The 15,706-nt window shown below is 71.3% G+C and carries 13 protein-coding genes; 9 read left to right on the forward strand and 4 right to left on the reverse strand.

Annotated features, from left to right (window positions below; all coding sequences use genetic code 11):
• The first annotated feature begins 62 nt into the window (after positions 1-62).
• From ACWIHT_RS41830 to ACWIHT_RS41840, 3 genes are read left to right on the forward strand one after another with little or no spacing between them, the layout of a single operon-like run.
• A complete protein-coding gene (locus tag ACWIHT_RS41830; protein WP_456173846.1) occupies positions 63-602 on the forward strand; it encodes a toxin in 540 nt (179 codons plus the stop codon).
• On the forward strand, positions 599-1,783 hold the full coding sequence (locus ACWIHT_RS41835) for an MAB_1171c family putative transporter (protein ID WP_456173848.1): 1,185 nt from the start codon (positions 599-601) through the stop codon (positions 1,781-1,783). The genes ACWIHT_RS41830 and ACWIHT_RS41835 overlap by 4 nt, the downstream gene beginning before the upstream one ends.
• Entirely contained in the window at positions 1,780-2,955 is a 1,176-nt protein-coding gene (locus ACWIHT_RS41840) for an MAB_1171c family putative transporter (protein WP_456173850.1), read from the forward strand. The genes ACWIHT_RS41835 and ACWIHT_RS41840 overlap by 4 nt, the downstream gene beginning before the upstream one ends.
• Positions 2,956-3,016: 61 nt before the next feature.
• Here the strand turns inward: ACWIHT_RS41840 and ACWIHT_RS41845 are convergent, their stop codons facing one another.
• The 4 genes from ACWIHT_RS41845 to ACWIHT_RS41860 form a co-directional block, all read right to left on the reverse strand.
• Positions 3,017-3,859 carry an SMP-30/gluconolactonase/LRE family protein gene (locus ACWIHT_RS41845; RefSeq protein ID WP_456173852.1) on the reverse strand — a complete coding sequence of 281 codons (843 nt, stop codon included), beginning with the start codon at positions 3,857-3,859 and terminating at the stop codon, positions 3,017-3,019.
• Positions 3,856-4,629, reverse strand: a complete 774-nt coding sequence (locus ACWIHT_RS41850; protein WP_456173854.1) for an IclR family transcriptional regulator — start codon at positions 4,627-4,629, stop codon at positions 3,856-3,858. The genes ACWIHT_RS41845 and ACWIHT_RS41850 overlap by 4 nt, the downstream gene beginning before the upstream one ends.
• 156 nt (positions 4,630-4,785) lie before the next feature.
• The gene (locus ACWIHT_RS41855) at positions 4,786-6,027 is read right to left on the reverse strand and encodes a PucR family transcriptional regulator (RefSeq protein ID WP_456173856.1); all 1,242 of its coding nucleotides are present in this window, start codon (positions 6,025-6,027) and stop codon (positions 4,786-4,788) included.
• Between the two features lie 4 nt (positions 6,028-6,031).
• Positions 6,032-6,184, reverse strand: a complete 153-nt coding sequence (locus tag ACWIHT_RS41860; RefSeq protein ID WP_262057679.1) for a hypothetical protein — start codon at positions 6,182-6,184, stop codon at positions 6,032-6,034.
• A 188-nt stretch (positions 6,185-6,372) separates the two neighbouring features.
• Here ACWIHT_RS41860 and ACWIHT_RS41865 point away from each other — a divergent pair, with 188 nt between their 5' ends.
• The 6 genes from ACWIHT_RS41865 to ACWIHT_RS41890 all read left to right on the forward strand — a co-directional run bounded on the left by ACWIHT_RS41865 (position 6,373) and on the right by ACWIHT_RS41890 (position 15,696).
• The gene (locus ACWIHT_RS41865; protein ID WP_456173858.1) at positions 6,373-7,359 is read left to right on the forward strand and encodes a DUF3068 domain-containing protein; all 987 of its coding nucleotides are present in this window, start codon (positions 6,373-6,375) and stop codon (positions 7,357-7,359) included.
• Positions 7,360-7,591: 232 nt separating this feature from the next.
• Positions 7,592-8,746, forward strand: a complete 1,155-nt coding sequence (locus ACWIHT_RS41870; RefSeq protein ID WP_456173860.1) for a glycosyltransferase family 4 protein — start codon at positions 7,592-7,594, stop codon at positions 8,744-8,746.
• A complete protein-coding gene (locus ACWIHT_RS41875) occupies positions 8,743-9,477 on the forward strand; it encodes a class I SAM-dependent methyltransferase (RefSeq protein WP_456173862.1) in 735 nt (244 codons plus the stop codon). Before ACWIHT_RS41870 ends, ACWIHT_RS41875 begins: the two co-directional genes overlap by 4 nt.
• On the forward strand, positions 9,474-13,685 hold the full coding sequence (locus tag ACWIHT_RS41880; protein ID WP_456173917.1) for an alpha-(1->3)-arabinofuranosyltransferase domain-containing protein: 4,212 nt from the start codon (positions 9,474-9,476) through the stop codon (positions 13,683-13,685). The genes ACWIHT_RS41875 and ACWIHT_RS41880 overlap by 4 nt, the downstream gene beginning before the upstream one ends.
• Positions 13,682-14,971, forward strand: coding sequence for a condensation protein (locus ACWIHT_RS41885; protein WP_456173864.1), 1,290 nt, complete (start codon positions 13,682-13,684; stop codon positions 14,969-14,971). Before ACWIHT_RS41880 ends, ACWIHT_RS41885 begins: the two co-directional genes overlap by 4 nt.
• Complete coding sequence (locus ACWIHT_RS41890; protein ID WP_456173865.1) at positions 14,968-15,696, forward strand: methyltransferase domain-containing protein; 729 nt, start codon at positions 14,968-14,970, stop codon at positions 15,694-15,696. The genes ACWIHT_RS41885 and ACWIHT_RS41890 overlap by 4 nt, the downstream gene beginning before the upstream one ends.
• The last annotated feature ends 10 nt before the right edge of the window (positions 15,697-15,706 follow it).

Here is a 15,706-nt window from a genome sequence, read left to right on the forward strand (position 1 = left end):
TTCCCGCTGCCGCGGCGACGGTGAGGTGGCTGAGTCGACGTATGTCCTGGCATATTGCAGCGGTGCGCACCAAGAAGGAGATGAGGCGGCTCGCCGGCGCCCTCATCGACCCCATGCGCGTCCCGGTCCCCGCCGATCCCGAGGCCCTGTTCGACGCGCTGGTCGACTCCGTCATCCGCTGGCGGGGACGTGAAGTCGTCGTGCGCCGCGAGGTGTTCCCGCCGCACACCGCCAGCGGGCTGTGGCTGGAGGGCGACACCTACGACGTCATCGTCATCGACAAACGGGCCGCCGCCTGGCACCAGATCGTGATCTTCTGCCACGAGGTGTGGCACATGCACCGGCGCACCACCGAGCGCGGCCCCCAACTGACCGCCGAACGCGGCCCCCGGCCCGTCGCCGCCCGCACCGACTTCAGCGTCGCCGACGAACAAGAGGCGGACCGGTTCGGCATGTTGATGAGCGGACGGCTGCGCCCCTGGCTGGAGTCCGCGACCGGCGCCGACTCCCCGTACGGCCCCGCCGAGCCCGACGACGATACGCAACAGGGCGTCGCCGGACGCATCGGCGCCGCCCTCAACTACCGCGGAACCAGAAAATGAGCGACGTCATCGACTACGTCAGCTGCGGCCTGCTGTGGCTGGGCCTGCTGGTGAAGGCCCCGGACCTGATACGTCACTGGCGCGACCCCTATCTCCGCGTCATCTGTGTGCTCCTGGGCCTGGCCGGGGCCTGCTTCTTCCTCGGGGCGCCGCCCAGCGTCGGCGCGATCAACGACCTCAGCGGCGTCCCGAACCTCGCCGCACCGCTCACCTACGCGTCGGTCACCGCGTACAGCGCCACCTCGCAGGTGCTGATCGTCTACTGGCGGGGCGGCCCGCATGTGCACCGCACCGCCCGCCGCTGGATCGTGGCCTACGCCCTCGTCGTCGTCGGCATCGCCGTGACCTTCGCACTGGGCGACACCCCCGTGGAGCGCCGCACCGACCTCGACACCTACTACGCGACGACCCCGTTCATCGCCGAGATGATCGTGCTGTACCTGGTCGCACACCTCGCCGCCGTCAGTGTCACCTCGGTGTCGGCGCTGCGCTGGGCACGGCAGGTGCACGGCTGGCTGCGGGCGGGGCTGGTCACGCTGGGCATCGGCTCGCTGTGCGGCGCCGGGTACAGCCTGACCAAGTTCGCGGCGGTGATCGCGCGTTGGTCCGGGCGGGACTGGACGAAGCTCGGCACGACCGTCTCACCGGTCGCCGCCGGACTGGGCGCGGTACTGATCGTCGTCGGCGTACTGATCCCGCTGGGCGGCCCCCGGCTGACCCAGTGGTGGCAGGCCCGGCGGGCGTACACCCGGCTCGAACCGCTGGAACACGAGCTGGACGAACTCCTCACCCGCCAGGCGCTACGGCTGCCCAAACCGCGCTGGTCCTCCCCCGCCACCCGGCTGGTGTGGCGCCAGACGAGCATCCACAACGCGCTCGGACACCTGGACGCGTTCTTCGACCGGGCCCTGTACGAGCGGACGTCGGAGGCCGCCGCGGGCACGTCGGGCGATCCGGAGCGGGCCGAGGCGACCGCGTGGGCGGCGGTCATCGCCGCGGCCGTCGTCGAGGAGCGCGGCCGGGGCCCGTGGCTCGCGCCCGCCGACGCACCGGGCCGGTTCCCGGACCCGGCCCCCAGCACCGCTCTCCTGGTGCGGATCGCCGACGAACTGACACGGTCCCCGCTCGTCGCCGCCGCCCGCACGCGCACCGGCACGACGGAAGGGAGCACCCGGGCATGAGTTTCGTCCCCTACCTCGCCGCCGTCGTCCTGTGGCTGTCCTGCACCGCCCTGCTGCGCCGCCCGCTCCACATTCCGCGCGAGCCGCTGACCCTCTCCACCTGCGCGGCGATCGTCCTCGGCTCCCTGGTCCTGGTCTGCTCGGCGCCGCTGACCCTGCGCACGGTCAACAGCCTGACGGGCGTGCCGAACTTCGGCGCCCCCCTCACGTACGGGATGCTCTCCGCGTACAGCTGCTCCCTGCTCGTCCTGCTGATCTGCTGGCGGGGCGGCTCGCCCGCCCGCATCCGCTGCCTGGTGCTGCGCAGCATGACCGCCTACGGCGCGCTGGTCGTCGCCATCGTCGTGCTGTTCGTGCTGGCGGACCCGAGCGTCGAGCGGCTCACCGACCTCGACACGTACTACGCCAACACGCCCTACATGCGCGAGATGATCGTGCTCTATCTGCTCGGGCACAGCGCGGCCACCCTCGCGGTGTGCATCGTGTGCGTCACCTGGGCCCGGAAGGTCACCGGTCTGCTCAGGACCGGTCTGCAACTGATCCTCGTCGGCACGCTGTTGGACGTGGTCGGCTTCCAACTCGTCAAGTACACGGCGGTGGTGGCCCGTTGGACCGGCCACGACCTGGACTTCCTCTCGACCGGGATCGCCCCGCCGATGGCCTCGCTGGCCGCCCTCACCTGCTCCGCGGGCTTCGCCCTGCCGAGGCTGCTGCCCACGGCCCGCGCGCACTGGCACGATCTGGGCGCACTGCGCGGGCTGGGCCCGCTGTGGTCGGAGGTGCGGTTCGCGTCCCTGGCCCCGAAGCCGCCGAGCGCGCTCTGGCAGCTTCCCCGGATGCGGCTGCACTGGCGTGAAGTGTCCATACACGACGGCCTGTTGGCGCTCGCCCCGTACTTCGACGACCGGGTCCGCGAGCGCACCCGGGACGCCGCCCTGCACGCGGGCCGCTCCCCGCACGAGGCCCGCGTGGTGGCCGAGGCCGCCATGATCTCCGCCGCCGCCCGCCGCGCCGCGGCCCGCGAGGAACCCTTCGGCACACCGAGCACCTACCGCCTCTACGCCACGGAGGTCTCCGACACGGGCGGCCTGGTGGAGCTGGCACGCGCACTGTCCGACTCCCGCCACGACGCCGGGCACAGTGAAGGCCACCCCGCGCTGAACGGCTTCTAGTCTCCTCAACCGGCAACCGGCAACCGGCAACCGCCAACCGCCAACCGGCAAACGTCAACTGTCACCCGGCAAAAGCAGGTTGCTCCAACCCCTTCCCCGCCCCCGGTACGACCAACAGCGAACCAGCCACAGGATGCGGCGAGTTGAGCCCCACGCGCGCTGTGGTGACGTAGAGGTCCGTCAGATCCGCCCCGCCGAACGCACACGCGGTCACCAACGGCACCGGCATCGGAATCACCCGCTCCAACTCCCCGTCCGGCGTGTACCTCCGCACCGCGCCCCCGTCCCACAACGCGAACCACACACACCCGTCCGCGTCGACGGTCAGCCCGTCCGGAAACCCGGCCCCCGCCTCGATCTCGGCGAAGCGCCGCCGTTTCGAAACCCGCCCGTCCGCGTACTCGAACACATCGATCCGCCGCGTGGGCGAGTCGATGTAGTACATGAGCCGCCCGTCCGGACTCCACCCCGTCCCGTTGCTGACGGCCACGTCGTCGAGGACCAGCCGCACCGACCCGTCCCCGGTGATCCGGGACAACGTGCCGCCGCAGGCCGCCTCGTCGTACCGCATCGTCCCCACCCACAGCGCCCCGTCCGGCGCCACGGCCGCGTCGTTGGCGCGCCGCCCGGCGACCGGATCCCGGTGCAGCCACCGGAACTCCCCGTCGGGATCGACGAGCCCGACCCCGTCCCGGAGATTGAGGACCAGCCCCCCGCCGACCCGCGGTTTCGCCGCGCCGACGTGCTGTTCGGTCACGCGGACCGTGCGGGCGCCGGTCGCGGGGTCGTACGTGTGGACCCTGGAGCCGAGGATGTCGATCCAGATCAGCCGCCCGGCCGCCGCGTCCCACGTCGGCCCCTCGCCGAGGGTCGCCTCGGCCCGTACCGCCACTTCGTACGTCATGCCACGCTCCGGTGTCCGAGTCGCTCCGACAGTTCCGCCGCGCCCTTCACGGCGAGCTGCTCCAGCTCGTCCCGCCGCTCGTCGCTCCAGCGGATCATGGGCACGGAGATGGAGAGCGCGGCGACGACCTGCCCGGTGCGGTCGCGGACCGGCGCGGCCACGCAGGACACGTCCGGATTCGACTCTCGGCTCTCGACCGCGACCCCGCGCTGCCGGATCTCGGCGAGGGCCGCGCGCAGGGCGTCGGGCTCGACGATGCTGTTGGGCGTCATCGCGACCAGTGTCGTGCCCGCGGGGATGCGGGCGGTCAGCTCCGGCTCGGGGAGGGAGGCCAGCAGCATCTTGCCCACGGAGGTGCAGTGGGCGGGCAGCCGGCGGCCGGCCGCGGACACCATGCGGACCGCGTGCGTGGAGTCGACCTTGGCGATGTAGATGACGTCGGTGCCTTCGAGGATGGCCACGTGCACGGTCTCGTCGCAGGTCTCGGCAACGGACCGGGCGACCTGCTGGCCCTCGGCGGCGAGGTCGAGCTGCTCGGCGTATCGGCTCCCGAGCTGGTACGGACGGACTCCCAGCCGGTAGCGTCCGGGTTGTCCGGGCACGGGCACGATGTAGGACCGGGCGGCGAGAGTGGTGACGAGTTCGTGCACGGTGGTGCGCGGCAGTTGCAGCTTGCGCACGATGTCGGGGGCGGAGAGCGTCCCGTCCCCGTCGAGGAAGAGCTCAAGGATGTCGAGAGCCCGGGTCACGGCAGGTACGAGGCGTCCCACACCGGCCCCCTTCTTAGAGTGGTGTCGACTGGCGTATCAACTGGTGTATCGACTGGCGCATCGACTGGCGTGTTCGAAATTTCAACTGACGATCGGGATAACGAACACAGGCTAGCCATAGAGGGTTGCACGGGCAATGGTCGGGTGATCGCCCGATTACCGCCGGGCCCGCGGATCCCCCAGCGCGCCGCGCAACCGCTGGGCCCGCAGGACGAGTTCCAGCTCGAAGCGCCGGTCGGGATCGTCGATCTCGCCGCCCCAGAGTTCGCGGATCTGGCGCAGCCGGTAGCGCACGGTCTGCGGGTGCACACCGAGCCGCGCGGCCACCTCCGGCGCCCCGCCACGCGTCTCCAGCCAGGCCAGCAGGGTCTCCGCGAGCCGCCGCCCGTGCGTCGGCCCGCAGTGCGCGAGCGGCGCCAGACACCGCAGCGCGAGATCGTCGATCAGCTCCTCGGGCTGCAACAGCACCAGCGCCTCGGTGTGCTCGGTGCAGTACAGAACTCCCCCGGCCGGTAACAGCCCCCGCTCCATCAGCCCTACGGCGGCCTCGGCCCAGCGCGCCGACTTCACCGCGTCGGCCAGCGGCACCGGGGGCCCGATCGCGCCCGCCCAGCCGGTCAGCGCGCGGTGCAGCAGCTCGGGGCGGCCGGCCGCGTCCGGTTCCGGGACGACCATGCGGGGCTGCTCGTACTCCATGTCGAGCAGGACCTCCTGGCCCACGGCGGGCGCGACCGCCTCGCGGGCCGGGCGCAGCAGGACGCCGACGGAGACCTTGTCGGGCAGCGGCCAGCCGATGCGGGCGGCGCGTTCGGAAAGGGCCTCGGCCGGGTCGCCGCGGTGGTGCTCGGCGAGGAGGAGTTCCATCAGCCGCCGCTGGAGGCGCAGCCGCTCCCCCGCCTGTCGCGCGGCGGCCTCCGCGTAGCCGCGCACGGACTGGTCGACCAGCCCGTCCAGGTACTCGTAGCCCGCGTCGACGAGTTCGTACATCGCGGGCGGCGGGATCTCCACGCGCTGCCCGATGTCGGCGAAGCACCGCCAGGCGAGCCGTACGCCCATGCGGTAGATCGCCTGGAGCGAGTCGAGGCTGCGGCCGTGCAGGCCCTCGCCGCGCCCGAACTCCTGGAAGACGCCCGGCGGTACGGTCGGGCGGCCCTCCGCGGTCTCCAGGTGCTGGACGAAGACCTCGATGGCGCGGCGGATACCGATCAGGGCCATGGGTTCGCCCGAGTCGTCGAGAACCAGGGGCAGTTGGGGGTGCTCGCGGCGGATCTCGCGCAGGATCTCCTCGGCGAGCGCGGGCGCCTCGGCCATGGCGATCGCGGCGAACTCGCGCACCTGGAGACGTGGCACGTCGAGCCACGCCGAACGCGCGGTCACGGCCGCCGGGCGCGCGGGCACGGGGTCAACTCCCCTGATCCGCTTGCTCGTAGGTGATCAGCGGGGTGTTCGGCTGGTCGGGCCTGGCGTCGAGCAGCGCGACGATGCCGAGCGCGGCGCCGACGGCGAGGGCGGCGGCAAGCGCCATGGTGAGTACGGCGGCGAGCAGTCTGGACATCGCAGGGTCGGCCTCTCTGTCCTGAGGTTCTGTCCCGAGGTGTTGTCCCCAGGTGCTGTCCCGAGGTCGTCCGCCCCTGCCCGTCGGCCCAGTGTCGGCAGACATTGACACTCCGTCAAGGGGCGCCTACGGTTCCCGGCCCAAGGGCCGGCGAGAACTCCGTAACCGAATTCCACTGGAGTGTCCGGATGCGCCGTACAGCCTCTCCATTCTCTTTAATTCTCCTGGGACTTGGCACGTTTCTGCTGGTCCTGGCGCCGCTGCTGGCGTGGTACGTCGAACCGCGGGCCGCCGTCACGCCGATCGACATCGACACGACCGCCGTGTACCGGGGCACCGGAAGCTACTTCGACACCGGCGAGTTGCGGACCGTCGACGACCAGCGGATCACCGTCACCCAGCAGGTGCGCGGTGATGTCGCGGACAGCGAGAAGAGCGGGGACGCGGTGTGGGACGTGACCACGACCGTCGACACCGACAAGTCCCTGCCGGCCGCCGATCCGCACGACGCGCTGGAGTTCTTCCCCAACCGGTGGGTCACGGACCGTAGGACCAACAAGCCGGTGCACTGCTGCCACGAGAACCCGTACTTCGAGGGCGACGCGTACCTGAAGTTCCCGTTCGACGTGCGGAAACAGCCGTACCAGTGGTGGGACAACTCCCTTGGCGGGACGGTCACTTTGCGTTACGCGGGGACCAAGAAGGTGCAGGGCTACTCGGGTTACGTCTTCAAGGGCACGGTCCCGCCCACGAAGATCGGCACCCGACTGGTCCCGGGGAGTCTGGTCGACCAGCCCAACTCCCCGCAGATACTCGCCGAGGAGTGGTACTCCAACCACGGCATCGAGCTGGTCGTCGACCAGCGCACCGGCCGCGTGATCTACGCCCAGACCGGCCCCCGGCGCACCCTGCGCGCCCCCGACCACGCCTACGACTCGGTGCTCCTCCTGGACGCCGACAAGCTCGCGTTCACCACGGCCACGCAGCAGGAACAGGTGAGACTGGCGAAGAAGGAGAGCGGTCAACTGCGCCTGGTGGGACAGTCGTTGCCGATCGGTGCCGCTGTGGCCGGATTCGTCCTGGCCGTAGCCGGGGCCGTTTTGGTGCTACGAGGACGTCAGCACACCAAATCTTCTGGTTCACCCGCTTCACCCGCTTATCCGCCCACGATGTGACGTGACGTCAGTTCTAACAACCCCGGAAATTGTCACGTGGGTGAGTAGCCGTCAGGAACGCCGAAGCGAAAACTGTCCACCCACCCGAGCACAGCCCACCCACAGAACTCCCGCACCGCGCCCACCCTTTGCCCGCCCTTGCCAGCCATTGCCAGCTCTTGCCAGCTCTTGTTCGCTTTTCTCCCCTTGTGTTCCCGCAGAGTTCCGCACCCCGAGACGAGTTGGAGCACCCATGCCCCAGCACGTGCCCCACCATCCGCCGCGTACCGCGTCTCCGCCGGCCGCGCAGCGCTCCCCGGCGCCGGTGCCGCAACCGCGCCGCATCGTGTTCCTCGCCCACCGGGACCTCGACAACCCCTCGGCGGGCGGCTCCGAACTCCTCGTGGACAGACTCGCCGACGGCCTGACCCGGCTCGGCCACCAGGTGACCCTGCTGTGCGGCGGCCCGGTGGCCTACCGCGACTACCGGGTCGTGTCGGCGGGCGGCACCTACGGCCACTTCCTGCGCGCCCGTACGGCGTTCACCCGGTCGATCGGTGACTGCGATCTGCTGGTCGAGGTGTGCAACGGGATGCCCTACTTCGCTCCCGTCTGGCATCACGGGCCCACCATCTGCCTGGTCAACCACGTCCACACCGACGTGTGGAGGATGCGGTTCGACGGCCCGATGGCCCCGGCCGCAAGAGTCGGCCGACGGCTCGAACAGTGGGCGCTGACCGGGGCGCAGCATCGCGGCCTGCTGGTCGCGGTCTCTCCCTCGACCGCGCACGCGTTGCGCGGGATCGGGATCGAACGGGACCGGATCCGGGTCGTCCACAACGGAGTCGAGGAACCCGGTCCTTGTGCCGAGCGCTCGCCGGAGCCGTTGTTCGTGGCGGTGGGGCGGCTGGTCGAGTACAAGCGGATCGATCTGCTGCTGCGGTTGTGGGAGCGGGTGCGTCCCGTGGTCGGCGGGCGCCTCCTGATCGTCGGTGACGGTCCTGAGCGGGGGCGGCTGGAGCGACTCGCGGGGCCCGGGGTGGAGTTCACCGGCCACGTCTCGGAGACGCGGAAGCACGAACTCCTCTGCGCCGCCTGGCTGTTGCTGCATCCCTCCGCGCTGGAGGGGTGGGGGCTCGTGGTGACGGAGGCTGCCGCCCGGGAGACGCCGGCGATCGCGTTCGACGTGCCGGGGCTGCGGGACTCCGTGATCGACGGCGAGACCGGTGTACTGGCACGGGGAGAGTCCTCCTTCGCCGCTGCCTGGTGTGCGCTCGCGCTGTCCACGCGTCGCCGTGAGCTGATGGGCAAGACGGCTCGTGATCGGGCGGCGCGCTATCGCTGGCACCGGACCGTCAGACAGTTCCGGGCTGTCGCCGCCGAGGCGGTGAGGGGCTGGGGGTCGTGACCGGCCCCAAGGATCCCTCCCTGCGCAGGTCGGTGGCCCTCTTCCGGGCCTTCCTGCACGAACAGGACGACCCGGAGTCGTGCTACTCACTGCTCGCGACCGACGCGGTCGACCAGGTCGAGGCCTACGACGGTCCCGTCACCGGCCGCACCGTCGTCGATGTCGGCGGTGGCGGCGGCTACTTCACCGAGGAGTTCCGGCGGCGCGGCGCCCACGCCTACCTTTTCGAGCCCGACGTAAGGGAGTTGGGGGAGAAGCCGCCGGACGGGACGGTCATCGCGGACGGGTATCTGCTGCCCCTGTCCGACGGGGTCGCCGATGTGACGTTCTCGTCCAACGTCCTTGAGCATGTGGCCGATCCGCAGACGTTTCTCAGTGAGCTGACGCGGGTGACCAGGCCCGGTGGGCTGATCTATGTGTCGTTCACCAACTGGCTGTCCCCGTGGGGCGGTCACGAGTGGGCGCCCTGGCACTACCTCGGCGCCGAACGGGCCCGCGCCCGCTACCGGCGCCGTACCGGAAAGCCCGCCAAGCACACCCTCGGCGAGAACCTGTTCGCCGTGCACATCGGTGCCACCCTGCGGCAGGTCCGCGCCCGCGACGACGTGACGGTCGTCGCGGCGCGCTCCCGCTACTGGCCCTTCCTCGACCGAGCCGTCGTCAAGGCGCCCGGGATAAGGGAGTTGGCCACCTGGAACCTCCTTCTCATCCTCCGGCGGTGTCCACGATGACGGCGACCACGGTCCAGACACCGCCCCCGGCGGCCGACCCCACCACCACGACGCTCGCCGGGCCCCCGGAAGGCCCGAGGTCGTGGCGCTGGCTGCTGGGGTTCTGGGCCGTGGTGTTCGTGCTGTTCCTCGCCGTGCATCCGGGTCGGCAGACCTTCGACACCAAGCTCGGCGTCACCGTCGACCCCGGTCAATTCCTCTCCGATCTGGGGCAGTTGTGGCACGACCGGGGTTCCTTCGGCGGTATCCAGGACCAGTACGCGGGCTACCTCTGGCCGATGCTGCCGTTCTACTGGCTGGCCCACGCCGTGCACCTGCCGGTGTGGCTGGCGGAGCGCCTGTGGCTGTCGCTGGTCGTCTCGGTGGCCTTCTGGGGTACGTTGAGGCTGGCCGAGCGGCTGCGGGTCGGCAGCCCGGCGTCCCGACTGCTCGCCGCCATCACCTACGCGCTGTGGCCGGTGTTCACGATCGTCGTCGGCTCGACCTCGGCCGCCGCGCTCCCCGGCGCCTTCCTCCCCTGGGTCCTGCTGCCGCTGACCAACGAGCGCTACACGGCTCGTGTGGCCGCCCTGCGCTCGGCGCTGATCGTCCCGTTCATGGGCGGGGTCAACGCGGCGGCGACCCTCGCGTCCCTGTTCCCGGTGGGCCTGTATCTGCTCTCCCGCCCACCCGGACCACGGCAGCGCAAGCTGATCGCCTGGTGGGTGCCGGGGGTCGTGCTGGCCACGGCCTGGTGGTGGATCCCCCTCCTCATGCTCGGTGTCTACGGCGAGAACTTCCTTCCCTACGTGGAGACTTCGCAGACCACGACGGACACCATGTCGGCGACGGAGGGCCTGCGCGGGGCCGGTGACTGGGTCGCCTATCTGCACCTCGGGGAGGCCTGGATACCGGCCGGCTGGACGGTCGCCTCCTCGGTGATCGTGATCGTCTGCTCGGCCCTCGCGGCAGGGCTCGGCCTCGCCGGGCTGGCCCGACGTGACATGCCGGAGCGGCGCTGGCTGGTGCTGATCGCGGTGTCGGTCGCGCTGATCCTGTTCGCCGGGTACGGCGGCCCGTTCGGGGCGCCCTTCCACGGGCTGGTCCAGGACTGGCTGAACGGCCCGCTCGTCCCGTTCCGCAACATCTACAAGTTCCAGGCGGGGCTCGCTCTCGCGCTCGTCCTCGGTCTGGCCCACCTGGTGGGCGTGGCGGCCGAGTCGCGGGGCGCCCGCCCGGTCCGGGGGCGTCGGCTCGCCCCGCTGGTCGCGGTGGTCCTGGTCCTCCCCGGCCTCGCGTGGCCGTATCTCAACGGGTCGATCCTGAACCCGGGTTCGTTCCAGCAACTCCCCAAGTACTGGCAGTCCACGGCCGACTGGCTGCACAAGTACTCCCCCGACTCCCGCGCCCTGGTCGTCCCGGCGACCGCGCACGGCATCTACACCTGGGGCTCGCCCATCGACGAGCCCCTCGACGTCCTCGCCGACTCCCGCTGGGCGGAACGGGATTACGTCCCGATGGGCACCCCCGGCAACCGGCGCGCGATGGACGCGGTGGAACAGGCCCTGGACTCCGGCGGCGAAGTCCCGGGCCTGGCCGACTACTTGAGCCGCGCGGGCATCTACTACGTCGTCGTCCGCAACGACCTCGACCCCGACCAGATCGGCTACGTCCCGACGACCACCGTCAAACGCGCCCTGGAACAGTCCGGCTACCAGCGGGTGACCGGCCTGGGCCCGGTGATGACCGGCGGCCGGATCGCCAACGACACCCCGCTCCAGGTCGAGGGCCTCTACCCGCGCCAGCGGGCGGTGGAGATCTACGAGCCGACGAGCAAGGACGTCGTACGGCCGGGCCAGGCGGGCCTGACGCCGGTGGCCGACACCGCGGTGGTGTCCGGAGGACCGGAGTCCCTGCTGCCTCTCGCGGCCGAACTCCGGGGCCGGGCAACGGTGTTGACGGGAGACAACCACCCGGGTCTTGGCTCCCCGCCGCTCCAGATCCTCGGCGACGGACTGCGCCGCGCGGACACCCGGTTCGGCCTGGTCGACGCCAACACCTCGTACACGTACACCCCCGACGAACGCAACGCGCCGGACGCCGTCCAGGACGCGGGCAAGAAACCGAAGCAGATCCTGCCGACCAAGGGCATCGCCCATCAGACGGTGGCCGAGCTGCGCGGCGCGCGCTCGGTGACGGCGTCCTCCAGCGGCAACTGGCTGTTCCAGCTGCCCCAGTTCGACCCGGTGAACGCCTTCGACGGCAACCCCGACACCGCGTGGGCCGAGGGCGCGGCGGGCTCCCCGAACGGGCAGTGGCTGCGCATCGGCTTCACGGGCGGGTCGTACGACATGCCGGGTTCGTTCAACGTGACCCCGCTCCCGCAGGAGAGTGTGCGGGCTGCGGCCACGGAGGTGCGGGTGGAGACGGCGAAGGGGTCGGCGACCAGCTACCTCCAGCCGAACGGCACGACACAGACGATCAAAGCCCCTTCAGGAACGACGAGTTGGATGAAGCTGACGATCGTCGACTCGGTGGCCCGCCGCACCGGTCTCACCGGCGCGGGCTTCTCCGAGATCGCCCTGCCGCACGTCCAGGTCACCCGGCTCCTGAAACTCCCCACCGACGCGAGCAACTCCGACTCGGCCGCCGAGATCATCTCCCTGCACCGCACGGCCGACCCGACCGGACTCGCCCCCACGGGCACGGAAGCGGGCCTGCACCGCACGTTCTCGACGCCGACGGCGGGAACGTACGAGATGAAGGCGAGCGCGGTGGCGATGCCCGGCGAGGAGTTGGACAAGCTCCTCTACGAGGTGGCCCCCGCCCAGCAGCACCGCATCACGGCGACGGCGGACTCCACGGCGGCGCTGGGCGCAGGCCTCTCGGCCCGCAACCTGACGGACGGCGACCTGACGACGGGCTGGGTGGCGGGCGACCGCCCCACGATCCATCTGTCCTGGACCGGTAAACAGGCAGTGGGCGAAGTGGTGTTGGCGCCCGCCGGCGGTCTCTCGACCCGTGCGACCGAGGTCGACATCAGCTCGCCCGACGGCGCGACGATCGCCGGGGTCGACGAGAACGGCGTGGTGCGTTTCGACCCGATCACGACGAACCGCCTCGACATCACGATCACGAAGACGGCCCCGCTCACGCTCCACAACCCGGTGGCCGACGAGAACCTCCAACTCCCCGTGGGCCTTACGGAGGCGTACATCCCGGCCCTGGACCAGTACCGCACCCCCCAGCCCGACCCCACCCGCACCTTCACGCTGGCCTGTGGAAAGGGCCCGGTGGTGGCGGTCGACGGCGAGCTGTACCGGACGAGCGTGACGGGGACGGTACGAGACCTGACCGAGCGCCGGACGGTGGAGGTGACGCTCTGTCAGGAGGGCCGGGACGATCCGGCGTTGGAGCTGACGTCGGGCACGCACCGGGTCGAGGCGGGCGACGCGGGACCCCTCTCCCTGACGAACGTGACACTCACCCGGGGAAGTGTCACACCTGCGACGGACGCAGGTCGGGACCTACGGGTCGTGGACTGGCTCGGCGACCGCCGCGAACTGACGGTCGGCTTGGGCACGGCCTCGTACCTCACCACGTACGAGAACTACAACGACGGCTGGAAAGCCACCCTGAACGGCAAGGAGTTGTCCCCGGTCCGCCTCGACGGCTGGCAACAGGGCTGGCGCGTCCCCGCAGGCGCGGGCGGCACGATCAAGCTGACCTACACCCCGGCGACAACGTACGAGGCAGGCCTCATCGGCAGCGGAGCGGCCGTGGTCGTCCTCCTGGCCCTGGTGATCTGGCGCCGCCGAGAGGCCAACCCCGACGAGTTCCAACCGCCCCCGCCCCTGCCCGGGTTGTGGCTGGGCACGGTGGCACTGACGTTGGTGGGAGTGGTGATAGCGGGCTGGTTCGCGCTACTGGTCCCGGCGTTGGCGCTACTGGCCTACCGCCGCCACGCGCTGCTGGTCCCGATCGCGTTCATCGCCCTCGCTGGAGCGGGAATCGCAGCAGCAACAGGTGCGGGCACCCCGGTCGGCGCGGGCGAGGGCGCCTTCGGCCGAGCCGCCCAACTCCTCGCGCTGATCGGCTTGTTCGCGGGACTGGTAAGCACGCGGGAGTGGAGCGCCCCTCCAGGGGCGCGGGGCAGCGACATTAGCGGCTCCGCCGCGCGGGCGCGACCAGCCCCCACCGGCCCGCAGCAAAAGGACGCCCCCCAATGACCACACTCGACGATCCCCGCTCCCCAACTCGCATCCCGTTCCCCACAGTTGACGAAATCGCCCGCCACTGCCACCAATCCACCGAACCGGAAACCGTCCACATAGAGGTCCACCTCCCAGGCCCCATAAACCCCGAAGGGCTCCGCACCGCCTTCACCCAGGCCCTGCACCACCACCCCCGCGTCCTCATGCGCGAGGCCCCGGGCCGCTGGTACCGCCGCCGCTACGAATGGGAGTTGACCAACGACCCGGACGTGGAGGTCATGACCTTCACCCCCGCCACCCCCGACGCCCTCGAACAGGCCCGCGCCCGCGCCCTGAACCACACCCCACCCCTGACCGCATCCCCACCCATCCGCCTGGAAGCCGTCGAACTCCCCCACGGCACCGCCCTTCTCCTCACCGTCAACCACACCGCCCTGGACGGCCCCGCCTGCCTCCGCGTCCTCGCCACCGCAGCGGAGCGCTACGGCGGCAAGGACAACGCCCCGGCCGCCCCACCGACCCGCCCCCCGGACACCCCCGAACCCCCCACGGCCACCCCGTCCGTATGGACCCCGCCCGCCCGCGTCGCCCCCGGCACCCCCGACCCCTCCCCCGGCGGCAACGGTCTCCTCCTCACCGAACTCGCCGTCCCGCACCGCCCCAAGGGCTCCCCGTACACCGTGAACGACCAACTCATGGTCACGACGGCCCTGATGATCGCCCACTGGAACCGCGAACACGGCGCACACCCGCGCCCGCTGCGCATCACGATGCCCGTGGACGACCGCCCCCGGGGCACGGACATGCCCATCGGCAACGGCACCCGACTGGTCGAAGTCACCTTCGCCCCGGACGAGTTGACCACCGACCCCGCCAAGATGGGCGAACTGCTCCACCGCACAGCGACCCGCACCCGCGCACTGAAAGCCCTCCCCCGCCCCCAACTGGGTCACGGTGCCGCCCTGTTGACGGCTCCCGTCGTCCCCGTCGCCTGGCGGGCGACCCTCACCCGGGGCCTGCGCAGAGCAGCCGCGCCCTGGACCTCGACGACCCTCCTGAGCAACATCGGCCGTATCCCCTACGCCCTGGACTTCGGCGGTACCGCCGGCCGCGCGCACGCCGTGTGGTTCTCGGCCCCGGCCCGGATGCCCCGCGGCTTCACCGTGACCACCGCCTCCACCGCGGGAAAGCTGCACGTGGCCCTGCGCTGGTCGCGCACCCTCCTCGGCCCCGGTGACGGCGCCCACCTCCGCGACCTGTTCGAGCACTACCTGCACACGACGGAGGAGCACGCGGCATGACGACCACCGCCCCGCACCACCCCGGCCTCCGCGACTTCTACGAGAACCCCGCCGTCCCGGTCGCCTCCGGCACCTCCCGCACCCTCCGCCAGGCCCGCGTCCTGGCCACCGCCCTCGGCCCGCCCACCGAACATCCCCTCACGGTCCTCGACATCGGCTGCGGCGACGGCACGGCGGCGGCCACCGCCGCACCCCTCCTCACCGGCCACCGCGTCATCGGCGTCGACTGGTCCCAGGACGCCCTGTCCCGCGCCCGAACTCACCTGCCGTACACGGTCCGTGGAGAACTCACCGCGCTGCCGCTACGGACGGCCGTCGCCGACGCCGTGCTGTTCAGCGAGGTGATCGAGCATCTCGTCGACCCGGACACGGCGCTCGCCGAGATCCGCCGGGTACTGCGCCCGGGAGGCCATCTCATGCTGTCCACACCGAACTTGGCCGCCTGGTACAACCGGGCCCTGCTGCTCGCCGGCGTCCAGCCCGTGTTCTCGGAGGTGAGCCTGCGCGCGATCCACGGCCGCCCGGGCAAGGAGGTCGTAGGGCATCTGCGGCTCTACACCCCGCGCGCGCTACGGGAGTTCGTGACGGCGGCCGGCTTCGAGGTCGTAGGCCTCAAGGGCGCCCCGTTCCACGGCGTACCGCGCGCCCTACGCCCCCTCGACCGACTGGCGTGCGTCAGACCGCGGTTGGCGTCGATCCTGCTGCTGCACGCGCGGAAGACGTAGGGGGCGCGGC

This window comes from Streptomyces sp. NPDC002276 (assembly GCF_053891435.1).